Origin of the sequence: Rhizobium giardinii bv. giardinii H152, assembly GCF_000379605.1 — a bacterium.
Taxonomy (GTDB): domain Bacteria; phylum Pseudomonadota; class Alphaproteobacteria; order Rhizobiales; family Rhizobiaceae; genus Pararhizobium; species Pararhizobium giardinii.
The window spans coordinates 90,825-113,584 of the sequence record NZ_KB902746.1; the positions used below are offsets into that span (position 1 = coordinate 90,825).

Here is a 22,760-nt window from a genome sequence, read left to right on the forward strand (position 1 = left end):
GGTTGGGTCAATACCGGGGTCAATCAGTTCCAAAATGACGATCGAGGCCGCCGCAGGTTGAGGAAATTTCGGTGTGTACTTTGCCTTCAAACAGCATCTGGCAACAGAGAGAAGGAATGGGATTCGGATGAAAGGCGATAACCGGCTCCCCGTAATCGTGTTGTCGGGTTTTCTTGGCGCGGGCAAGACGACGATACTGAACCATGTCCTGCGCAATCGCGATGGACTGCGCGTCGCTGTCCTCGTCAACGACATGAGCGAGATCAACATCGATGCGGATCTCGTTCGCGAGGGTGGAGCCGATCTGTCGCGCACGAACGAGACGCTGGTCGAACTCAGCAACGGATGCATATGCTGCACACTCCGCGACGACCTGCTCGGCGAAGTTCGCAGGCTTGCTGCTGAGAAGCGCTTCGATTACCTCGTCGTGGAAGCGACCGGTATTGCAGAACCCCTGCCGATTGCGGCAACTTTTTCCTTCCGGGACGAAGCGGGTGCGGCTCTGTGTGATGTCGCCAGGCTCGACGCCATGGTGTCGGTCGTTGACGCGGTAAACCTGCTCGCCGACTATTCCAGCTTGGATTTTCTGAGCGATCGCGGCGAAACGCGGGACGCGAACGACAAGCGTACCCTGGTCGATCTTCTCGTCGAGCAAATCGAATTTGCCGACATCGTGGTGATCAACAAGATTTCGGAAGTGACGATCGAGACGCGGACCAGCCTGCGCCGGATCATTGCAGCGCTCAACCCTGATGCACGCATCATCGAAACGGACTTCGGCAATCTGCCGCTTTCGTCAATACTTGACACCGGCCTCTTCAGCGAGGCGAAATCTTCACGGCATCCGCTCTGGCACAAGGAGCTCTTCGGCTGGGGGGACCATCTCCCCGAAACGGACGAATACGGCATCACCAGTTTTGTGTACCGCGCGCGCCGTCCTTTCGATCCCGTAAAACTTCAGGATTTCCTTGCGAAGAAATGGCCGGGCCTCATCCGCGCGAAAGGTCATTTCTGGCTGGCGACCCGCCCCGACTGGATCGGTCTGCTATCGATAGCCGGTAAGCAGTGCCGCACGGAGGCGCGCGGCCGGTGGTGGGTGACGGTGCCACGGGCATACTGGCCCCGTCACCCCCAATTCATCACCCAGATCAACCGGCATTGGAGCGCCGCCTGGGGTGATCGCAGGCAGGAACTGGTCTTCATTGGCGCGGGCCTCGACGAAGACACCATCTGCGCAGCACTCGACGACAGCCTGATCGGACAAGAAGGTGGCTTCGATCCGGAGCTTGCACATCACCTACATGACCCGTTTCCGCCGTGGGAGCAGGCGCATGCTGCTTAACAGATCTCAATCATCAACCAAGGGGAGAACACAATGACCAATGAACTCTATGCTGACGGCATCAGCGAAATCACCGTCACCGGGACGATTGTCCGGATCGACCTGATGTCCCTGTCCGCCACGGAACGCGACGCAAACAACAATCCGAAACCAGTGTTTCGCCAACGGATCATCATGCCGGTCGACGCCTTCGCGAACGCCGTGGACCTGATGCAGAAAGCGCTTGGCGGCCTGGTGGAAGCCGGCGCGGTACGCAGGATTGGCGATATCCAGCAACTTCCTGCAGTCGACACCGCATCACAACCGCAGACCTCTGCGAACGCATCGCCGAATTTCAATTAAGCGGAAACGCAGCTATCCCTGGGGCCGGGCCATGAGCACATTTCCGCACACCAACCTGCAATGCCTGGTTCTGGTCGGGCGCCATCATGGCATCGATCTTTCCCCCGAAAGGTTGCTGCATGACTATGCCCTAGGAGACCAGCCCGTCCCCACCCGGAAACTCCTTCGGATCGCGAAGGATGCCGGGCTACGCGCCCGCAGCCTGCGGCTTACATGGCGGACGCTGTTCAAATTGGGCAACGCCTTTCCGGTGCTGGCCGAACTCGAAAACGGAAACTGGGTGGTCATTGCCGGCGTCGCCGGCAGCGACGGCAATGAGATGATCCGGGTCCTTGACCCTCTTGCGGAACGCCCGGAATTCCTCCTTCTCGACGAGCAGCAATTTTCCAGACAATGGCGCGGGTCGGCCGTGCTCGTGAAGCGGAACTATCGCCTTTCAGATGATGACCAGCCCTTCGGTTTTCGTTGGTTCCTGCCGGAAATCGTCCGCCAGCGCAGCCTATTCCGCGACGTCGGATTGGCCGCTTTCATCCTCTACGGACTTGGCCTTGCCACACCGATTTTCTTTCAGCTGATCATCGACAAGGTGCTCGTCCATCAGAGTTATGCGACACTGACGGTCCTCACCATCGGCGTTGCGGTCGCGCTGATCTTCGATGCCGCCTTCACCTTCCTGCGGCGATATCTGCTGCTTTACGCCACCAACAGGATCGACATCCGGGTCGCAACGCGCACATTCGGTCACCTCCTCAATCTGCCGATCGCTCTTTTCGAGCAGGCGTCCGCCGGCGTTCTCGTAAAGCACATGCAACAGACGGGCCGTATCCGCGAGTTCCTGACGGGTCGGCTTTTCCTGACGCTGCTCGACGGGCTTTCCCTGCTCGTCTTCGTGCCGATCCTGGTTCTTTACAGTGTGAAGCTCACTTTCGTGGTACTGGGATTTGCGGCGCTCGTCGGTCTCGTCGTCATGATGTTGGTTGGTCCGTTCCAGCGGCGGCTTCAAGCCCTTTATCGTGCCGAGGGCGAACGCCAAGCCCTGCTCGTGGAAACCGTTCACGGCATGCGCACCGTCAAATCTCTCGCGCTCGAGCCACGCCAGCGGCGGGTGTGGGACGATTGTTCTGCACAATCAATTTCCGTGCGTTTTCGTGTCGAGAAGATTTCGACCATCGCGCAGTCGATCATCGGACTTCTTGAAAAGCTGATGAGCGTCGCCATTATCGGTCTGGGAGCCCTCGACGTGTTCAGCGGCGCCATGACGATCGGCGCGCTCGTGGCGTTCAACATGCTGGCCGGCAGGGTTTCGGGCCCGCTCGTCCAGATCGTGACCATGGTGCACGAATATCAGGAAGTGGCACTTTCCGTTCGCATGCTCGGTGAGATCATGAACCAGCGCCCCGAGCAGTTCGGTCGGGGACGCGGTATAAGACCAGAGCTGCATGGCCGTATCGATTTCGACAAGGTTACCTTCCGCTACGGACCGGATGGTGCGCCCGCGCTCGACGATGTTTCCTTCACGGTTCCCGCCGGCACCGTGTTCGGCATTGTCGGCAAGAGCGGATCGGGCAAGACCACCATTACCCGGTTGATCCAGGGGCTCTACCAGAACCAGCAGGGGATCGTTCGCATCGATGGCTATGACAGTCGCGAGGTCGACCTTGTCCATCTTCGCACCAGCATCGGCGTGGTCCTTCAGGACAACTTCCTGTTCCGGGGCACTGTTCGCGACAACATCGCTGCGGCAAAGCCCGATGCGAGCATCGAGGAAGTTGTGGCGGCAGCGCGCACTGCCGGCGCCGAGGAATTCATCGAGCGGCTGCCGCGCGGCTTCGAATCCATGCTGGAGGAGAACGCGGCCAATCTCTCCGGCGGCCAGAAGCAGCGCCTCGCGATTGCCCGCGCGCTGATCACCAATCCCAAGCTTCTCATTCTCGACGAGGCGACCAGCGCGCTCGATCCGGACAGCGAAGCGATCCTGAGGCAAAACCTGAGCAAGATCGCCAAGGGACGCACCGTGATCATCGTTTCCCATCGTCTGACCACGCTGGTCGATGCCGACGCTATCCTGGTCGTGGAACGCGGCAAGATCGCAGATATCGGCCGTCACGATCAGCTTGTCTCGCGTTGCATGACGTACCGCCATCTGTGGTCGCAACAAACGAGGCAGGTCGCATGAACAAGCGCGCGAAGAAGTCCCAGGAGAACCTCCCCGTTCCCGTAGCGCCCAAGACAGGGCTGGTGGTGCAACGCGCATTGCCGCCCGTTATCGCCGAATTTCAGTCCGACGCAGTCGAACTGGAGGAACGCGTACCGCCAAGAATTGCGCGAATGACCCTTTATGGGGTGACGGCCCTGATCGGCACGGCGATTTTCTGGGCCTGCGTTTCCAAGATCGACGAAGTTGTCGTCGCGCCCGGCAAGCTGATCACGACCCAGCCGACCATCGTCGTCCAGCCGCTGGAAACCTCGATCATCCGCTCGATCGATGTGGCGATCGGCCAAGAGGTTCGTGCCGGGCAGACGCTCGCCAAGCTCGATGCAACGTTCAGCCAGTCGGACGTCGATCAACAAAGGACGAAATTCGCGGCACTCGACGCACAGGTTCGGCGGATCGAGGCAGAGCTTGCCGGTACCGATTATGCCAAGCAGGCAGGCAATTCCGCTGACGAAATGCTGCAGGTACGGCTCTTCGAACAACGCCGCGCCTTCTACGTCGCCCAGCTTCAGAATTTCGATCAGCAGATCGCCGGTCAGGCAGCGGCGATCTCATCCGGCAGGGATCAGGAAGCCGTGCTTGCCACCCGGCGTGAAAACCTGATCCGGATCGAAAGCGCGCGCGAGACGCTCTACCACAACGACACCGGCTCGCTGGTCGCCTTTCTTGGGTCGCGCGATGCCCGCCTCGACGTCGATTCAGACATCTCGGCCCTGCACGGCAAGTCGGCCGAGGCCAAACATTCCCTCGCGAAACTGACGGCCGATCGACAGGCCTTCATCGAGGACTTCCGGCGCGCGTCGATGGAACAACTCGTCGAGTTGCGCAACCAGCGCGACACGATCGGCGAAGAGCTGAAAAAGATGGAGCTGCGCCGCAATATGATCACGCTGACCGCGCCTGCCGACGCGGTCGTCCTCAATCTCGCGGAACGTTCCATAGGGTCTGTCGTGCGCGAAGCGGAGCCTATCGTCACACTGGTTCCGCTCAACGTGCCCCTCGAGGCCGAGGTCTCGATCAGTTCGCGTGATATCGGACGCGTCGCGGTCGACAAGGAGGCTCGGGTCAAGTTCGACGCCTTTCCGTTCCAGAAGTTCGGTACCGCCTCGGGCACGATCAGGACCATCAGCCGCGACGCCTTTACACCATCTGAGGAGGACGCGGCCGCTGGTCAACGGCCGGAGCCGTTCTTCAAGGCGCGCGTTCTTCTGACCGATACGAAACTTCGTGTCTCCGGCGAGCCGGTCAGGCTTCTGCCAGGCATGACGGTGTCCACGGAGATCAAGGTTGGCCGCCGGACAGTGATCTCCTACTTCCTCTATCCTGTGCTGCGCGGGCTCGACAGCGCCATCCGCGAACCGTGACGATCATCATGTCTGATAACCGCACCTGGACCATGGCTGCAGGAGACCACCGGGCCAGTCAGGACGCGCAAGTCCGCACGCAACCCCGCCCCCAACCCATCCGCTGGCGTAGCGCCGGTCTCGTCGAAGATTATCGGGGCTTGGCACGCCCAGGTAGTATAATCCTAAGCCTAAAGGACGAAGTGACATACGAATGAACCAATTTTCATAGCCGGCAATTCAAGGCAGCATGGCGTACGAAATCTGCACAAACCAGCCATTCGAGAACGGAGAGAAATATGTCGTCAAACGAAGAGAGACACCCCCAGCTCAACCGCGCACGGCGTCATTTCCTGGGTCTGGCAGCTGCATCAGGCGCCCGAATTTCCGCGGTGGGCAGCTTCGCGGCGGCAGTGTTTTCATCTTCGGGCGCGCAGGCCAAGGGAAGGAAGTGGTGGAAGAAAGACACCAAACCGGGCGGAGGCACGATGTGCTTCCTGCGGGGCACCGCCATCATGACCCCCACAGGCGAAGTCTGCGTTGAAGATCTTCAAATCGGCGATCGCGTGAAAACGGTGCGCGGCGAAGCCCTGGCCGTCAAATGGATCGGTCGGCATGTCTACAAGAAGACCGGCCCATCCTGGAACGAGGGGGTCATCCCGATCCGCATCTCGCAGCACGCGCTTGACCATCAGACGCCTCACCGGGATCTCTATCTCTCGCCGGGCCACGCCCTTTTCATGGGCGGCGTGCTCGTCAGGGCAAAGGATCTCGTCAACGGGCTATCCATTGCTCCCGCTCTTACCGACCGGGACATGTTTGAATATTTCCACGTCGTGCTCGACACTCACGAAGTGATCCTGGCCGAGGGTGTTCCGGCCGAGACGTTCCTTGTGGAGACGCACAACTACGAGGAGTTCACGAACTTCGTTGAATACGCGCGCCTCTATCCTGCCGGTAAAGGCCAAGTCATGAAGCCTTTCGCACCGATCGTGGGCCGCGATTCCGGCCGAGAACACCTGAAGGCGCTCCTGCCCCAGGGGGTACGTCGTGCCTTTCAGATGCGTGAACTCGTTGAGAACATCCACGAAAGACTTGCGGCACGCGCCGTGCAACTCATGCGCCACAGTTGACGACGTGACCCGCAATTGGCTGGCGCGCCCGGTGACCAGGATCAAATGAAACGGCTCGCCGATGGCGAGCCGTTTCATTTCCAAAAACACGGAACAGACGCTTAATTACTCGGCAGGTTGAAGTCCGGTTGCCGACAGGCCGTCAACGACCTTTCCATCGAGCGCTCGGGCAAGCTGGTCGGTGTCAAGCTCATTCTCCCAGCGTGCAACGACGATGGTGGCGACTGCGTTGCCCACGAGATTGGTCAGGGCCCGGCATTCGGACATGAACCGGTCGATGCCAAGGATGAGCGCCATGCCGGCAACCGGTACCGAAGGCACGACCGAAAGCGTGGCGGCGAGCGTGATGAAGCCGGCGCCGGTGATGCCTGCCGCACCCTTGGAGCTCAACATCGCAACAAGCAGCAGCAGGATCTGGTCACCCCAGGAGAGATGGATGTCCGTGGCCTGAGCGATGAACAGTGCGGCCAGCGTCATGTAGATGTTCGTGCCGTCGAGGTTGAAGGAATAGCCGGTCGGAATGACGAGGCCAACGACCGAGCGCTTGCACCCGGCCTTTTCCATCTTGTTCATCAGTCCCGGCAGGGCCGCTTCCGACGAGGATGTGCCAAGGACCAGGAGCAGTTCTTCCTTGATATAGCGCAGCAGTGCCAGAATCGAGAAGCCGTTGTAGCGAGCCACAGCGCCGAGCACAACGAGCACGAAGAGCAACGAGGTAACATAGAAGGTACCGATCAGCATGGCGAGGTTGGCGATCGAGCCGACGCCATATTTGCCGATTGTAAACGCCATGGCACCAAAGGCACCGATCGGGGCGGCCTTCATCAGGATGGCGACGAGCTTGAAGATCGGCGCCGTCAACGCGTTGAGGAAATTGATGACCGGTTCACCCTTCTCCCCGACCATTGCGAGCGCAATGCCGAACAGCACGGAGAAGAACAGAACCTGCAGGATGTCTCCATCTGCAAAGGCACCGACAATCGTCGTCGGGATGATGTTGGTCAGGAACCCCGTAATGCTTTGCTCATGCGCCTTCTCGGTGTAAGTGGCGACAGCCGTCGGATCGAGCGAGGCTGGATCGATGTGCATGCCGGCACCGGGCTGGACCACGTTGGCGACGGCAAGGCCAATAACCAGGGCGAGCGTCGAAAAGGTCAGGAAATACACCATGGCCTTGCCCGCGACGCGGCCGACCTTCTGCAGGTCGCTCATGCCGGCAATGCCGGTTGCAACCGTCAGGAAAATGACCGGCGCGATAATCATCTTGACCAGTTTGATGAATGCGTCGCCCAAGGGCTTCAGCTGTGTGCCGAGCTCCGGGTAGAAGTGACCAAGGAGGATACCCGCAGCGATCGCCGCGAGAACCTGGACGTAGAGATGCTTGTAGAAAGGCGTCTTGATCGGGGGCCGCTCGGCGGCATCGAATGCTGCAATCATGATTTCCTCCTTCTGACCCGCCCGGAACGGTGGTTCCGGCCTCCCGGGCCATGAGCTTCAATTCCAACGGTCGGGCCGCTGTTGAGGAAATGCTTCGCAAGCACCGTGCCAGTTTTTGAGATTTCCGTAACCAATTGAAAAGCCGCCGGGAAATTTATCTTCGGCTACGATTGGCGCATTATTTCGTGTGGCAATCCGCACGAAGCTTGTTGATCGCTATGCGAAAATATGCACAACTTCGCCATGACTGTTCTGGGACTTCAATGGTGGGCGCCCTCCGCCCCGTTGCAAGCACGCATCCGCCGCGCGTGGCTTATCTATGCCGGCCTGGCCTTGCTGGTGATCGCTGCCGGACTATGGGGAAGCGGCGAAATCGGGCGGCAACGCGCGGAAGTCGCGCTGGAAACGCAGGCTCGCAACGATGCCACCTTGAATGCGGCGCTGCTGCGCACGGTTCTGGAAAAATACCGAGCGCTTCCCTTTGTACTTTCGCAAGATAGTGCGCTTGCCACGGCGCTGGCGGGAAACGACCCCGGTACGCTCGACCGGCTCGATCGCAAGCTGGAAATGCTCGCCACGGGCACGAAGGCTGCTGTCATCTATGTCATCGGGAAGGATGGTACAGCACTCGCGGCCAGCAATTGGCGCGAACCGACAAGCTTCGTCGGCAATGACTATCGCTTCCGGGAGTATTTCCAGCGAGCGCTGGCCAAGGGGCAGGCCGAACACTTCGCGCTCGGCAGTGTCAGCAAGAAGCCGGGGCTCTATGTTTCGCAGCGTATCGACGGCAGTAGCGGCCCGCTTGGCGTTGTCGTGGTCAAGGTCGAATTCGATGATGTCGAGGCAGACTGGAACGCCTCCGGAAAGCCATCCTATGTGGTTGACGAACGCGGCATCGTCCTTGTTACCAGCATTCCGTCCTGGCGCTTCATGACCATCGGCGAAATCCCACCCGATCGCCTGTTCAGCATACGCGAAAGCCTTCAGTTCGGTGATGCCCCGTTGCGGCCACTACCGTTCCATGTCGTCGGAACCCTTGGGGCCGGACTTGATCTGGCCCGGATCGTCATGCCGGGCGATGCCGGCGAGACGGAGTTTCTGAACGTGCAGGTGCCCGTGCCGACCACGGCATGGCAATTGCAGCATCTGGTGTCACTGACGGCGCCGATGGATGCCAGCGTGCGCGAAGCGCGCCTATTGACGCTGCTCGTACTGTTGCCGCTTCTGGCAGCAGGCGCTTTCCTGCTGCGCCGCCGCCATTCCCTCGCCTTGCGGATCTTCCGCGAACAGCATGCGCGAGAGGAACTGGAACGTCGCGTGACCGAGCGAACGCTGGATCTGAGCCAGGCGCGCGACCGGCTGCAGGCGGAAATCACCGATCACAGAAACACCGAACAGAAGCTGCAGGCGGTGCAGCATGATCTGGTGCAGGCCAATCGGCTGGCCATCCTCGGCCAGGTCGCGGCGGGCGTCGCCCACGAAATTAACCAGCCGGTCGCCACCATTCGGGCCTATGCCGACAATGCGCGAGTGTTCCTCAACCGCGGGCAAACGGCGCCCGCTGGCGAGAACCTGTTGCGTATTGCCGCGCTGACGGAGCGGATCGGTTCGATCACCGAAGAGTTGAAGGCATTTGCTCGCAAGGGCCGCAGCGCCCCCGAACCCACCGCGGTGATCGATATCATCGAAGGTGCAGTGATGTTGCTGCGCAGTCGGTTTGCCGGACGCATGGATACGCTGGACCTCCGCCTGCCGGCGGTCGGCACCATGGTGATGGGAAACCGCATCCGGCTGGAGCAAGTGCTGATCAACCTGCTGCAGAATGCACTGGAGGCGGTGGCGCCGAAAGGCGAGCAGGGGCGCGTCGAGATTCGCGTCGAGAGTGGCGAGGACACCGTAATGTTGACTGTCGCGGACAATGGACCGGGCATATCGCCGAAGATTCGTGAGGGTCTGTTCACACCATTCAATACTTCCAAGGAAAGCGGCCTCGGACTGGGGCTGGTCATATCCAAAGACATCGTTGCCGATTACGGCGGCCGGATGGAGGTATCCAGCGATGGCAGCGGAACCCAATTTACCGTTTTTCTGAAGAGAGCATGAGATGATGGAGCCATTGACGCCAGTCGCGCTCGTCGATGATGACAAGGACCTTCGCCGCGCCACCGCTCAGACGCTCGAGTTGGCCGGCTTTACCGTGTCGGCGTTCGCCGGCGCCAAGGCTGCACTTGCCGAGCTGACACCGGACTTCGCCGGTGCCGTCGTGACCGATATTCGAATGCCGGAAATCGATGGCCTGCAACTGTTCGACATGCTGAAAGAGAGGGACGCCGACCTGCCGGTTATCCTCGTCACGGGACACGGCGACATCCCAATGGCTGTTCAGGCGATCCAGAATGGCGCCTATGATTTCATCGCCAAACCGTTCGCGGCAGACCGGCTGATCCAGAGCGTACACCGGGCAAGCGAGAAACGACGGCTGGTGATGGAAAACCGGGCACTGCGTCGGGCGGCCGAGGATGCGCAGGACAGTCTGCCGCTGATCGGTCAGACGCCGGCGATGGAGAACCTGCGCAATATCCTGCGCCACATCGCCGATACCGATGTCGACGTGCTGGTCGCCGGCGAGACCGGCAGCGGCAAGGAGGTTGTCGCCCAACTTCTCCATCAATGGAGCCGAAGGCGAAAGGGCAATTTCGTGGCACTCAATTGTGGCGCCCTGCCTGAAACCGTGATTGAGAGCGAACTGTTTGGCCATGAAGCGGGAGCCTTCACCGGCGCCCAAAAGCGTCGCATGGGACGCATCGAGCATGCCAGCGGCGGCACGCTTTTTCTGGACGAAATCGAAAGCATGCCGGTGGCCACGCAGGTGAAGATGCTTCGCGTTCTCGAAATGCGCGAAATCACGCCGCTCGGCACGAACGAGGTACGCCCGGTCGATCTCAGGGTCGTTGCCGCCGCCAAGATCGATCTCGGCGATCCCGAGGCACGCGGTGATTTTCGCGAGGATCTCTATTATCGGCTGAACGTCGTGACAATTTCCATCCCTCCGCTCCGCGAACGCCGCGACGATGTTCCCCTGTTGTTTACGCATTTTGCTGCCCGCGCCGCGGCCCGTTTTCATCGGGACGTACCTGCCCTTTCACAAAGCCTGCGCCGCCACCTCTCGTCGCACACCTGGCCGGGAAATGTTCGCGAGCTTTCCCATTTCGCCGAAAGGGTGGTGCTCGGACTTGAAGGTGGTGGCGAGAAGGCGATCTCCTTGCCGTCGGCCTCGACCACGCTTCCGGAAAAGCTGGAGCAGTACGAGGCGGAAATCATTCGCGAAGCGCTGGCAGCCAATGACGGAGATGTGCGCCGGACAATAGAAGCGCTCGGCATTCCACGAAAGACGTTTTACGACAAACTGCAGCGCCATGGCATCAATCGAACGGGCTATGCGGCACGCAAATGACGCTCGGACCCGACAGCATCGCCACGTCACGGGAGGGCGGACGGATCGATCCGTCCGCCGCGGCTATTTGTCCAAGTCCCTGCTGACGCGTTCAGCTCTTCCAGCACACATTCCGTACGCTGGAGGATCCGATTGGCCGATGAAAGGACCGCTTGCATTTTTGGCGATGCGCTCCCCGCCCAGGCGATGCTCCCGCTCCAGCTTTTGGCGGACAGCGGCGATCGCGCGGAGCGATCTCCATTCGTCTTCCGCCCGCCTTGCGTGACGCCCTTCGCGGTTTCACAGACGTCCCTACCCATAACTGGCGGTTGTACGAGCAGCACGGCAAGTCCGAAACCGCAGGAATATTTCGTGCTAAGCTGAGCGCTTGCTAACCGTAGGTGATGGTATCACCGTTGCGCGGTCGGGTGAGAAAATACTGCTCGTACTCATAGGCGCCGTCGCCGGTGAAGCTCTCGAACAGCCCAGACAGGATCGTGTTCAGCCTGTATTGCACACGCGTCACGATCATCTGCACATCTTCCTCTTGCAGATCTCCCGGAATATCTTTCGGAGGGTCCTGCCCCGCCGAAAGAGCGGTCGTCCCATAGGCCGCCGACCAGGCAACCGTCGCTTTGCCCTTCTTGTCGATATCGACAACGCAGAGCAGGATGGTGAGGTTGTCGAGGTCGTAAGGCTGCAGGATAGAACTGACCCCGGAAAGAATGCTGGACACGTCCGAACTGCCCCAGGCCGTCTGCATCGAGATCATCTCGCCCGATGTCGAAGCCATCTGGTTGACTTTCCTGCGAACCGCCAATCCGTGGCCAAGATCGGCCAACCCGGCAAGGAGAAGAAGGAGAACCGGGACCAAGAGAGCGAACTCCACGGCAGATGCGCCGGTTCGATCCCACCAGAGCCGTCGCGGCAGCCACGACGTGAGACAGCTTTTGATAAACCTTGTCATCGGCGCTCCTCAGAAGGGCTCGTTGCGAAACAGCACCGCAGCGCCAAGGACATAGCTGCCGTCGAAGAATTTTTGGCTGGAGAGCGAATTGACCGGCACCACAGGCGACCAGGGCAGAAACGCTTGCACGAGGATATAGTCGCTGCCGTAGCCGATATTGAAACTCTCGGTGATGGTGACGTTGCCATCGGAATCGGCAGGCGTCATGGTGGCTGCCGTCGAGACGTTGCTGACTACCTTTGCCACCACGAGCAGGTTACTCTCGCAGTTGAGGAGATAGACCATGCCTTCGCAGACGGCTGCCTTAAAGTCCGCGAGCGACGTGTTTTTCTCAGCCGCCTGCCCGGTCCTGATGAGCCGCGCGCTCTTGTGCAGAGCCGCGTCAAGAGCGGTATCGACGAAGAACATTGCCGCGAGCTCGAGAATGCCGAAAACAAGCACAAAAAGCGGAAGCGACAGGATCGCGAACTCGATGGCCGCCGCGCCGCTTTTATCGCGGACAACGCGAGGCAAGGGTGAATGGGAACGTCGTATCATTGTGTCAGGCGCACCGAGGTCAGATACTGGCCGAAGAGCGTGGAGAGACCTTCGGTGATCTCGTCTTCTGAAGCCGCTGAGATGAAGAGGTCGGGCGAGGAGGCGCAGTCTTGCAGGGCGATGGGGATATAATCCTGGCGACTGATGCTGCCGCCGACGCCGCTATGAAGGGTGCCGCCCCACACGGAGTCCCAGCGACTGCCCGCCATATTTTGCGCAAGTGTCGCGTTGTATCCCCAGTCAGCCGAAATTGCCAGATATTCGGTATAGAGAACCGCAATCGTCGCTGTTTTCTGCTGCACCGAAATGCACCAATCCGGATTGAGCGGCGTGACCACTTTTCGAAGATTGCCAAGGGATGTTGGGCTGCGAAGCGTGGTCAACTTTTTGTCTTGCAAGACCCAGTTTCGCTCCGACTGCACGCCATCAGTCAGCAGAAGTACGAGTTTCATCGGGCTCGATGCTGACGAACCGTCACCGCCAGTCCCGATCTTGCTGGCGAGTGTCGTCAGCGACGTGTCGAAGTACGTGGCCTCTTTCGAGCTGACGCTCGTCAGGCCGCTGTCGTCATCGGACAGTTTCTTGCGCGCCGCGCTGGTCGAATAGGTCGGTGCAAGGACCTCTGAAACATCGTCGCCGAGGCTGTAGAGACTGACCCTGATCCGCTTGTGGTCCTCGTCGGCCTCGTCGACCATGTCGAGAACTTCTTCGACCGCATCGAGCGCAACGTCCGAGCGGAGCTTGACACCGAGCGCTTTGATATAGTCGTAATAGGTCGGCGACAGTGTCGCGCCGGTGGTGTTTTTCTTCACCGGATCAGCGGTGCTGTGACAGGCAAATTCACATTTTAGGTTGGCATCGCCGCGCAGCATCGCCTGGTCGGCAGGTGTCGCGGCGAGGAGCATGGACGCCGACTTGTCGATGACGATATGAACGTCGACATAGGATGTTGCCGGTCCCTTGATCGCGCTGGTAACACCGACGGGAACCGATTGAATATTCGCAATCGTCATGATCGTCGTCGGTACGGTTCCCTTGGCGGTTGCAGTGATGGTGTGGTTCGTCTGGTCGATCGTGACGCCGGTGAGATCGTAGCTGGAATCGCTCTTGTCCGCCTGGGCTTCGAACCAATCGGTGACCTTTTGCTCGAGCTTTTTCTCGTCGTAGGTGTCGATCTGCTTGATGGCGGCGACCAGGGCCGCATCAAGATCAGCCTGCATCTTGCTCTGGACGTTGTATGCGCGCGTGTAGTCCAGGCTCGCGCCCACTGCGAGAATCATCGGCACGGCGCAGATCGCAGCAGAGATGGCGACATTGCCCCGCCTGTCGGCAATCACCGACTTCAGCCGTGACGCGAGGCTGCCGCAACCGAAGACAAGAGCGGAATTCATTCTCCCATGGACCTTTTCAGCTTGTTGAAGGCCGATGATCCACGACGAAGCTTATTCATTAGTCAACGATGATACGCCCACCCTAGCCAGATAACGCAGCGCTATCCGGACCACGCCGAAAAATGACCCACAGCCTTCGTTCGCGTTTGCGCTTTCGGCCAAATATCGACTGCTCTTCCCTAAATTTTCGGTCTTGGGAGTGTCAGTGCCGCCCTGATCCAGCGCACGCGGAACGAACGTGCGCCCCACCCGATCGGTCCGAAGGCTATGATTTTGGCTTATAATGGCTATAACTTGCGCAAATAGGCTGCGGTCGCGACCGGGGGCCCATATTAATCCCAGCTTATTTATATGATAATTCAAAGCCGGCGGCCCCTGTGGTCGTTGAGGTGACACATGGTTCGAGTTCCCAGGGGCTCGTTGTTGGAGCCCTGATGAGGTACGTTACTCACCCCGCTTTTCGCATCGTGGAAACCGATGCGGACCAAATGTCCAATCATTATGCGCGGCCATTGTCGCCCGCCAAGGCAGAGCCCCTAAGACAGCGTCAGCGAATTTCCGTCGAAGACAAGCACTACACTATCGGGCGCTATAGCGTCTGGAATGGGAAATGCCATCCCGGGATGAAGTCGGCTTTCGCAAGCGCGCCTGACGCCTATATCCTTTGTCTTCCCACCTTTGACGCCATGAAGAGAGACGTCAGCCGGAGCCGCATCGTTTCCACGCCGGCGACCGGTTTTTTGGGCGACGTGTCACACTTTGAAAAGCTGGTGCTCCACGAAGACCGCAGCCACATCGGCATGGTCTTCGAGAAATCGGCGATGACCCAGCAGCTGAGTGAGCTGCTCGACGGGCCCGTCACTGACGATATCCAATTCTCCGGCACCATTGATCTTTCAACCGCAAAAGGCTCGCGGTTGGTGGCACTTGGAAACCTTGTCTGGAATTTTGTCGACGTGGATGATGCCGATCACCTGTCGCCGATCGCCATTGAGCGCCTCTTCCAGGCGATGATGATCGCCCTCCTGGAAGTGGCCCCCAACAACTATTGGCCGCGACTGACTCGCCCGGTTTCTCCTGCCGTTCCCCGGCGATTGAAAAGAGCGATAGAGTACATGTACGCCAACATATCGCGCGCGATCACCGTCGCGGATATTGCGCGCGAGGCTGGCACCAGCGTGCGGGCATTGCAGGCGTCCTTTCAGCAATTCAAGGACACCACGCCGTTGAACTATCTGCGGACGATTCGCCTCGAGGGGGTTCGCAAGGCTCTCGCCGACGACGGCGATTCCCTGTCTGTCGCCGAGATTGCAAGAGACTGGGGGTTTTCCCATATGGGTCGCTTTGCGGCAGCCTACCATCAAGCTTTCGGGGAAACGCCATCGGAGACAGCCAGAATGCGCTGGAGCGAGACCAGGCAGCGCAGTACTAAAAAATAGGGCTTAGGATCGGTTTGCCGGCGTCCGATTGCGGCAACAGGGCGCGGGATGAAAGAAGTAACCGCCCATCGCGGTGACATCATCGACGGGCGGGTATTGCTTCGGCAATTGGCCTTCATGGCCGTCGCATTGACCGCCTGAGATTGCCGCACCAAATGGCAAGCCTCAATACGCTGAGCTGCCAAATCTGTCCCCCCCGTTGTTTTCCTGCGGAGTTGGTATAAAGGCTGCGCTATCTGGACGCCGCTCATCTCAACGCTGCATGACGACATCATTGCAGGCGCCGTTGGGGCTGTCTCAGACGTGATGGTCAGGTGGTTGAAGAAATCGGCTAGGACGTCGATCCAGCCGTCCGACAACTGAGTCGGCATGGATTTGACACTGACCTCGCTTTTTTTTCGGCAATCATCTGCAGACCAGGCCGTCGCAACGGTCGACCCCGCTTGGATCGTCGCAGGAGCGGGAGCGAGCCCTTGATATGGCTGAATGCCACCTGATTGTCGCGATCGAGCACCATGCGGGCGAAAGCCTTCTGTCCTTCGGCTGCTTCCTCGCGGCTTGCAGTGCCGGGCACGAGGCTGCAACCGAAGTCCTTATCGGCGGTATAGCCACGCACTGAGAGCGCGCCCTTGGCCCTATCACCTGTGAACTGCATCCCCGCCTCGCCAGGCCCGACCGCAGTCGTGGCATCCGCCCAGGACTTGGTCTTTCGGGCTGCGGCAGGCTCCGCACGGCGCTATACGCGGCGCAGCACCTCGAGTGCCTCGATCATGCGCGGATCGTTGACCACCGTCAGATCGCCGCTGATGACACGGGCATGCCCCTCAGACCCGGCCTTGTCATACATGATGTTATTGAAAATCAGCGACGTCTCGCTTTCGCTAATGGAACCTTAAAGAAAGGCATGCCCTTACCCGCATGAAACAGTAGATGCGCTTTCTGTATAGTATTCGCGCTTTCCGACCAGCGACGCGGGCGGTGCGGCATAATGCAATGTCACTATCGCGACCGCCCAGCCGTTCGCTGTGGCGGTCCAAATCTTCGGGAACGCCCAATCGTGATTGGACTTATTGCCTCGTACGAGTCACGCTACTGAAGGAGAAGGGTCGGAGCATCAATCGTTCAATGGAGGGCGAAATGAAGCACCATGAATTCGATCAACTGCAAAATCTTGCCAGGATCAATCAGTATTACCCGCATCAGACCATGCCGCGCGAAAAGCGCATCCAACGGTGGGCAGAACTCCTCGAAGCGGATCCACAGCGGCTTCTCTCGACGCTGCACGAAACCGAATATCAGCCGCATGCGGTGCGTGCTGCATTGCACTGCGACAACTCCGCGATTTCGGTCGCCTTCAACGACCCTGTCCTTCGCGCAGCCGGGATGAAGAACGACACGTATGGAGAAGCGAAACGGTTTTTCGAGCTGTCGGACAGGCAATTGCACAAGATCGTCTGCTACTGCCACTTCGGTGCAACGGTAAGCGCTGCGACGACCGCCAGCTATATCCGGGCAAGGCATATCGACAGGCCACAGGGAATCTGGGCGCGCCTACGTGATATATTCGTAGGATGAGGTAACAAACCGGCGTTGTCGCCTCCGTCTACGAACCGTTGTAACGGCGGTAAAGCCGTCCTGCATTTCGTGGCACGGAGGACCGCGCGTATTTGCTCACCAAGAGCGCCGCGCGGCTCAACACCTTGGTCGGCTGTCTTGCACGCTCTCTTTATGGAATCGTTCGCGACCGCGCGGAACGAGCGTTTTCGTTTTCGAGGGCGCGTCGACGCAAGCGCTTGTTCCTCGCCATACCGTCGAGCAGCGCTCCGATTGCTATTTCAAGGGTACAAGGGCAGCGAGCCGCAAACAGCACCTGCAGAACACCACAGCCCATCCAATCGCTTTAGGGGATCGCTGCTTACCGAATAACGTGCGCGCATCGCCGTAGCCGCAGTACGCTTGCAGGCTGAAAGCAAGGGTTTGGCGTTCTTTCTATTCGCTTTGGCGCAAATTCCGAATTCGATCGAACAGAACGGCAAGCACGATGGCGCCGCCGATGAAAGTACCTTGCCAGAAGGCATTGATGCCGAGCAAACCGAGGCTGTTGCGGATCACCTCGATCAAGGCCGCGCCGATCAGCGCGCCGAAGGCGGTCCCGACGCCACCGGCCAGATTGGCCCCCCCGATAACTGTAGCAGCTATGACTTGCAGCTCCATTCCGGCGCCGATATTCGTGGTGACCGCACCGAGCCAGCCCGTCTGGATAATGCCGGCCACCCCGGCCGACAAGGCAGAAATCATGTAGACGACAACCTTTATCCTTTGCACGGGCACGCCCGTGAGCGTGGCGGCGTGCTCATTTCCGCCCATGGCGAAGACGTACCGGCCGAACCTTGTCCAGCGCAGCACGAAACCGGTGAGAAGCGCCAGCACGATCATGTAGAGCACCGGGTTTGCAATACCGAAAAACCAGGCGCCACCGCCCAGCGCCAGCAGTTTGTCGTGATCCGGTCCAAACTGGAAAACGACGGTGTTGTTGGAGGCAACCATCGCCAGGCTGCGCGCGATCGACAGCATGCCGAGTGTGACCACGAAGGGAGGGAAACCCAGATAGGCGATCAATACCCCGTTGAAGGCTCCGATCACCAGGGCGGTGCCGATCGACGCGGCTATCCCTACCTCGATGCTGTAGCCCGCATGCATGACGACCGCCAGCACCATGCTGCACAGGCAAAGCACCGATCCCACCGACAGATCGATCCCGCCGGTGATAATCACGATCGTCATGCCGAGTGCAATGATGGCAACGAAGGTCACATTGCGGGTGATGTTGTAGAGGTTCTTCGTCGTAGCGAAGGAGTCGGTGGCGAAGGAGAGAAAAATGCAGGCGAGAATGACGGAGAGCAGGATCCAGAACGTCTGACTGCCAAGGACTGCCGCAAGCCAGTTCTGCTGCTTTTGTTTGATCGTCTGATCAAGGGTAATCGTCATGGGTCGACCTTCGTTTCCATCCGACACGGTGGGGCTGCTTCGATCACACCTGCTCTATCGCGCCCGTAATAAGCCCCGTCACTTCCTCAGGCGAACTTGCCTCGATCGGCTTGTCCGCGACCTTTCTGCCGCGCCGCATGACGATCACCCGGTCGGCAACCGAAAAGACGTCCGGCATCCGGTGACTGATCAACACGACGGCGATGCCCCGGTCGCGCAAATGGCGGATCAAGTTAAGTACCTCCGCCACCTGGCGCACCGAGATGGCAGCCGTCGGCTCATCCATGAGCACGATCTTCGCCTCGGAGAGCATCGTGCGGGCGATCGCGACCGCCTGCCGCTGGCCACCCGACATCTGCTTGACGAGGTCGCGCGGGCGCGTCTCCGATTTCAGTTCCTTGAAAATCTCGCCAGCGCGCCGGTACATTGCCTTGTAGTCCAGCACCTTCAGCGGCCCGACGCCACGGCGCAATTCGCGCCCGAGAAACACATTCGCTGCCGCCGTGAGATTATTGCACAGGGCAAGATCCTGGTGAACGATCTCGATGCCGTGCTGGCGCGCTTCCACCGGGCGGTGAAGGGCAAGCTCCTGCCCGTCCATGTGCATGGTTCCATGACTTGGCCGGAAATTGCCGGCGATCATCTTCACCAACGTGGACTTGCCTGCCCCGTTGTCGCCCATGAGGCCGACAACCTGTCCCGCCTCAAGGACGAACGAAACGTCATTGACAGCCTGAATGGCGCCGAAATGTTTGGAAATATTGGTGAGTTCGAGAACAGCCACCAGCCTTCTATCCTCCCCACGCCGTCGCGGGGCTGCAACGAACCGTGCGTCCTGCAAGGTCGAGCCGTCCGCGTCTCGCTTTTCCTCTCGGAAGAAGCGATACTATACATTACGCAAAACGCCGCGAAAGCGTCAATCAATTGTACGATATTGGCCGCGCCATCACACCATATCCATTTGTAGTACAAATATCCTGTTGACGAGCGGCGCGCGCCGTTATTAGCTGTTATTGGGAGGAGAGCATGCTTATCCTTGTCACGGGTGCTACGGGCAAGGTCGGGCGGCACTTCATAGCTGGGCTGCTTGACGATCCGCGCTTTTCGAATGCGCGCATACGTGCCCTTTGCCACAACCGGTTGTGCGATGAGAGCGACCGGATTGAAGTTGTGCGCGGGTCGATTTCCGACCGGGTGGTCGCGAACGCGGCGCTCACTGACGTCACCCACGTCGTACACCTCGCCACGTGCAAGGAAACGCCCGCCGACGTTATGGACGTCACGGTCAAGGGACTGTTCTGGCTTCTGGAGGCATTCCGGATAAGCACCACCGCCCGTCAGTTCATTCTTATCGGCGGCGATGCCGGAATCGGCCATTTTTACTATCGCCACGACGGCCCGATTACCGAAAACGTGCCGCACCAGGCCTATCCGGGAAGCTACGCTCTCTCGAAAGTTCTGGAAGAGGTGATACTGCAACAGTTCGGCATCCAATATGACATCAACGGCTGCTGTCTGCGCGCGCCGTGGATTATGGAAAAGGACGATTTCAAGCATACGTTGTCCTTCGGTGACGACGTGTTCGGCGGCCCAGACTGGAAAACGCTTGTTCCTGAAGCCGACGCAAAGCGCTATGCCGCGGAGGGGACCGTGCCTCTGCTGCATGATGCCGACGGTCGACCGTTGAAGCGCAACTTCGTCCACGTCGAAGATCTCGTCAGCGCCATATTGGCCGCGATCGACAATCCGCGTGCGAAGCGTCAGCTCTTCAACGTCTGCATGGACCGGCCGGTCGACTACGGCGAAGTTGCAGGCTATCTCGCCCGCACCCGCGGCCTCTCTTCGGTCGACATACCAAGCCAGTTCCATTCGAACTGGATGGACAACAGCAAGGCGAAGTACTTGCTGGATTGGCGGCCCCGCTACGATCTGGAATTGCTTATCGACTCGGCTTGGAAATACGAGCGCTCACAGAATGACCCTCGCATCGTCTGGTATCCGGGTTGATGTGTGTGGCGGACACGCCGTGTCCGTCTGTTTCATGGGAGGAATCTATGAGGAAGATATTATTGCTTGGCGTCGCCGTTTTAGCCCTCGGCGCAGGAGAGGCTTTGGCCAAGAAGCAGCTCGTCATCGTCGTGAAAGGCCTCGACAACCCGTTCTTCGAAGCGATCAACCAGGGTTGCCAGAAATGGAACAAGGAAAATCCCGACTCTGAATATGAATGCTTCTACACTGGTCCTGCATCGACCTCCGACGAGGCCGGCGAGGCGCAGATCGTCCAGGATATGCTCGGCAAAGCCGACACCGCAGCGATCGCCATCTCGCCCTCCAACGCAAAGCTGATCGCCCAGACGCTGAGGACCGCCAATCCGAGCGTTCCAGTGATGACACTTGATGCCGATCTTGCTGCCGAAGATGCGGCGCTGCGCAAGACCTATCTCGGCACCGACAACTATCTGATGGGCGCGCGCATCGGTGACTACATCAAGAAGGCCAAACCGAACGGCGGTAAGATCTGCACGATCGAGGGCAATCCAGGCGCCGACAATATCCTGCGTCGCGCCCAAGGCATGCGTGACACTCTCACCGGTCAGAAGGGGCTCACCGAGCTGAAAGGCGAAGGCGGATGGACGGAAGTCGCCGGATGCCCGGTCTTCACCAATGACGACGGTGCTAAGGGCGTCCAGGCGATGACTGATATTCTTGCCGCCAATCCCGACCTCGACGCCTTCGGCATCATGGGCGGCTGGCCGCTGTTCGGCGCACCGCAGCCCTATCGCGATCTGTTCAAGCCGATGGCCGACAAGATCGCCAGCAACGAGTTCGTCATTGGGGCCGCCGACACGATCGGCGATGAAGTGGCGATTGCGCGTGAAGGCCTGGTGACGGCACTTGTCGGCCAGCGCCCCTTCGAGATGGGCTACAAGGCACCTTCGGTGATGTTGGACCTGATTGCCGGTAAGCCGGTTGAAGATCCGGTGTTCACAGGGCTTGATGAATGCACCAAGGACACGGTCGACACCTGCATTCAGAAGTGAACGGCACCGTTCGGGGCGCTCAACCGTCGGCGCTCCGAACGGCTATGGCGGCCCTAGGTCTGCCGGTTTGTCGCGCTTGATCGATATTTGCGACTTTCAATCTCAGCCCAGGCTTGGCTCGCCAGAGCATAAATTCGAGGTCGACGCGCCACGCCATTATCCTCGACAACCCAGCGCTGCCCGAGCGAAATCGTCGATCTCATTACCGGCGCCGTACTTCTGGTCGACCCCCGCCCTTATCACCCGGAACGCTTCAAAGGCACCGCCTGGGGCAAGGTGGCGGATTTCTGGACAGGAGCTGAGTGTGGCGCGATTAAGCAAGTGGGCACCCGAAATGGTGCCGCCTAATGCCTGATGATAAATTCTGACGGCAGCTCGCCTGCGGGTGCTGGTTCGGTGTCGACCCGGGAAACAGACGCGCCGATCGGCCCGTCCCAGAATTGCTTCAACATGGTAGCGACCGCGCCATCCGGCCCGGCGATCAATGCTGTGACCGAACCGTCATCCTCGTTGCGCACCCAACCGGTCAGGCCGAGCCGTTGTGCCTGCTTGCGTGTCCAGACGCGGAAGCTGACGCCCTGCACTCTTCCCGATATGTGCACAAGAGTTGCCTTGCGATCATCCGTCATCGCCGTCTCCATCAACACCGCCCGCGTGAATCTGGAACATTCGTGAGCGGATTCAAGGGTGTTTTCGTCCCGGGCGACAAGAATGGAACGCGGTAGCAGACCGCGCGCTCTGGACTCAGAGCCGGTCGCGCATCGGCCCCTCGCCGATCGCCTCGGGTGCAAGGGCGGTCAGGCGGCGGTAGAGAGGATGGATCCTCTCGCCCTTGACCGATATCTTCGCGAAGATCGGGAACTGCACGTCATAGGTGCTGGTGCAGAATTCGACGATTTCCGCTTCGGTTCCCGGCTCCTGCCCCATGAAGTCGTTGGCCGGAAAGGCAAGAACGACGAGGCCGTCGTCGCGCTTTGCCTCGAAAAGCTTTTCAAGCTCCGCATACTGGACGGTCAGGCCGCATTTGGAGGCAACGTTGACGACAAGCATCACTTGTCCTCGAAAGTTCTCAAGTGTCGTATTGCGTCCGTCAGCGGTCTTGACGGGAATATCCAGTAAAGATGATGTCACGTGTATTGACCCCTCTTGTCG

The 22,760-nt window shown here is 59.5% G+C and carries 19 protein-coding genes and 1 pseudogene; 12 read left to right on the forward strand and 8 right to left on the reverse strand.

What is annotated here, in order from left to right; translation table 11 throughout:
• Nucleotides 1–127 precede the first annotated feature (127 nt).
• From A3AY_RS0132355 to A3AY_RS0132375, 5 genes are all read left to right on the forward strand, one after another.
• The gene (locus A3AY_RS0132355; protein WP_018329814.1) at nt 128–1,342 is read left to right on the forward strand and encodes a GTP-binding protein; all 1,215 of its coding nucleotides are present in this window, start codon (nt 128–130) and stop codon (nt 1,340–1,342) included.
• 33 nt (nt 1,343–1,375) lie between these two features.
• A complete protein-coding gene (locus A3AY_RS0132360; RefSeq protein ID WP_018329815.1) occupies nt 1,376–1,684 on the forward strand; it encodes a hypothetical protein in 309 nt (102 codons plus the stop codon).
• 31 nt (nt 1,685–1,715) lie between these two features.
• Nucleotides 1,716–3,860: a peptidase domain-containing ABC transporter gene (locus tag A3AY_RS0132365; RefSeq protein WP_018329816.1), complete on the forward strand. Its 2,145-nt coding sequence runs from the start codon at nt 1,716–1,718 to the stop codon at nt 3,858–3,860.
• On the forward strand, nt 3,857–5,263 hold the full coding sequence (locus A3AY_RS0132370; protein ID WP_018329817.1) for an HlyD family type I secretion periplasmic adaptor subunit: 1,407 nt from the start codon (nt 3,857–3,859) through the stop codon (nt 5,261–5,263). Before A3AY_RS0132365 ends, A3AY_RS0132370 begins: the two co-directional genes overlap by 4 nt.
• Nucleotides 5,264–5,541: 278 nt before the next feature.
• On the forward strand, nt 5,542–6,375 hold the full coding sequence (locus A3AY_RS0132375; protein WP_112864757.1) for a Hint domain-containing protein: 834 nt from the start codon (nt 5,542–5,544) through the stop codon (nt 6,373–6,375).
• A gap of 105 nt (nt 6,376–6,480) precedes the next feature.
• Here A3AY_RS0132375 and A3AY_RS0132380 read toward each other — a convergent pair whose 3' ends face one another.
• Nucleotides 6,481–7,812 (reverse strand): dicarboxylate/amino acid:cation symporter, encoded by a 1,332-nt coding sequence (locus tag A3AY_RS0132380; protein ID WP_018329819.1) that lies wholly within the window; start codon nt 7,810–7,812, stop codon nt 6,481–6,483.
• A 228-nt stretch (nt 7,813–8,040) separates the two neighbouring features.
• Here A3AY_RS0132380 and A3AY_RS0132385 point away from each other — a divergent pair, with 228 nt between their 5' ends.
• Together A3AY_RS0132385 and A3AY_RS0132390 are read left to right on the forward strand one after the other, a co-directional pair.
• Nucleotides 8,041–9,915, forward strand: coding sequence for a sensor histidine kinase (locus A3AY_RS0132385; protein WP_018329820.1), 1,875 nt, complete (start codon nt 8,041–8,043; stop codon nt 9,913–9,915).
• A 4-nt stretch (nt 9,916–9,919) separates the two neighbouring features.
• Nucleotides 9,920–11,266 carry a sigma-54-dependent transcriptional regulator gene (locus tag A3AY_RS0132390; RefSeq protein ID WP_026204054.1) on the forward strand — a complete coding sequence of 449 codons (1,347 nt, stop codon included), beginning with the start codon at nt 9,920–9,922 and terminating at the stop codon, nt 11,264–11,266.
• Nucleotides 11,267–11,636: 370 nt separating this feature from the next.
• Here A3AY_RS0132390 and A3AY_RS0132395 read toward each other — a convergent pair whose 3' ends face one another.
• The 3 genes from A3AY_RS0132395 to A3AY_RS0132405 are packed head-to-tail and all read right to left on the reverse strand — an operon-like array spanning nt 11,637 to nt 14,140.
• Nucleotides 11,637–12,212 (reverse strand): TadE/TadG family type IV pilus assembly protein, encoded by a 576-nt coding sequence (locus A3AY_RS0132395; RefSeq protein ID WP_018329822.1) that lies wholly within the window; start codon nt 12,210–12,212, stop codon nt 11,637–11,639.
• Nucleotides 12,213–12,221: 9 nt separating this feature from the next.
• Nucleotides 12,222–12,749, reverse strand: a complete 528-nt coding sequence (locus A3AY_RS0132400; protein ID WP_040669535.1) for a TadE/TadG family type IV pilus assembly protein — start codon at nt 12,747–12,749, stop codon at nt 12,222–12,224.
• Nucleotides 12,746–14,140, reverse strand: a complete 1,395-nt coding sequence (locus A3AY_RS0132405; protein WP_018329824.1) for a TadE/TadG family type IV pilus assembly protein — start codon at nt 14,138–14,140, stop codon at nt 12,746–12,748. The genes A3AY_RS0132400 and A3AY_RS0132405 overlap by 4 nt, the downstream gene beginning before the upstream one ends.
• 434 nt (nt 14,141–14,574) lie before the next feature.
• Here A3AY_RS0132405 and A3AY_RS0132410 point away from each other — a divergent pair, with 434 nt between their 5' ends.
• The 3 genes from A3AY_RS0132410 (at nt 14,575) to A3AY_RS0132425 (ending at nt 17,154) form a co-directional block, all read left to right on the forward strand.
• A complete protein-coding gene (locus tag A3AY_RS0132410) occupies nt 14,575–15,579 on the forward strand; it encodes a helix-turn-helix transcriptional regulator (protein ID WP_018329825.1) in 1,005 nt (334 codons plus the stop codon).
• A 478-nt stretch (nt 15,580–16,057) separates the two neighbouring features.
• On the forward strand, nt 16,058–16,198 hold the full coding sequence (locus A3AY_RS41315; RefSeq protein ID WP_018329826.1) for a hypothetical protein: 141 nt from the start codon (nt 16,058–16,060) through the stop codon (nt 16,196–16,198).
• 518 nt (nt 16,199–16,716) lie between these two features.
• A complete protein-coding gene (locus A3AY_RS0132425; protein WP_026204057.1) occupies nt 16,717–17,154 on the forward strand; it encodes a hypothetical protein in 438 nt (145 codons plus the stop codon).
• Nucleotides 17,155–17,568: 414 nt separating this feature from the next.
• Here A3AY_RS0132425 and A3AY_RS0132430 read toward each other — a convergent pair whose 3' ends face one another.
• Together A3AY_RS0132430 and A3AY_RS0132435 are read right to left on the reverse strand one after the other, a co-directional pair.
• The gene (locus A3AY_RS0132430; RefSeq protein ID WP_018329829.1) at nt 17,569–18,567 is read right to left on the reverse strand and encodes an ABC transporter permease; all 999 of its coding nucleotides are present in this window, start codon (nt 18,565–18,567) and stop codon (nt 17,569–17,571) included.
• Nucleotides 18,568–18,610: 43 nt separating this feature from the next.
• Complete coding sequence (locus A3AY_RS0132435; RefSeq protein ID WP_051108456.1) at nt 18,611–19,408, reverse strand: ATP-binding cassette domain-containing protein; 798 nt, start codon at nt 19,406–19,408, stop codon at nt 18,611–18,613.
• 185 nt (nt 19,409–19,593) lie between these two features.
• Between A3AY_RS0132435 and A3AY_RS0132440 the strand changes: the two genes are divergently transcribed.
• Nucleotides 19,594–20,574, forward strand: a complete 981-nt coding sequence (locus A3AY_RS0132440) for an NAD-dependent epimerase/dehydratase family protein (RefSeq protein ID WP_018329831.1) — start codon at nt 19,594–19,596, stop codon at nt 20,572–20,574.
• A gap of 47 nt (nt 20,575–20,621) precedes the next feature.
• On the forward strand, nt 20,622–21,608 hold the full coding sequence (locus A3AY_RS0132445; protein ID WP_026204058.1) for a substrate-binding domain-containing protein: 987 nt from the start codon (nt 20,622–20,624) through the stop codon (nt 21,606–21,608).
• Nucleotides 21,609–21,952: 344 nt separating this feature from the next.
• Here A3AY_RS0132445 and A3AY_RS0132450 read toward each other — a convergent pair whose 3' ends face one another.
• The gene (locus tag A3AY_RS0132450; RefSeq protein ID WP_051108457.1) at nt 21,953–22,237 is read right to left on the reverse strand and encodes an acylphosphatase; all 285 of its coding nucleotides are present in this window, start codon (nt 22,235–22,237) and stop codon (nt 21,953–21,955) included.
• Between the two features lie 118 nt (nt 22,238–22,355).
• Nucleotides 22,356–22,739, reverse strand: a pseudogene (locus A3AY_RS36790) (glutathione peroxidase); the annotation flags it as partial.
• Between the last annotated feature and the right edge of the window lie 21 nt (nt 22,740–22,760).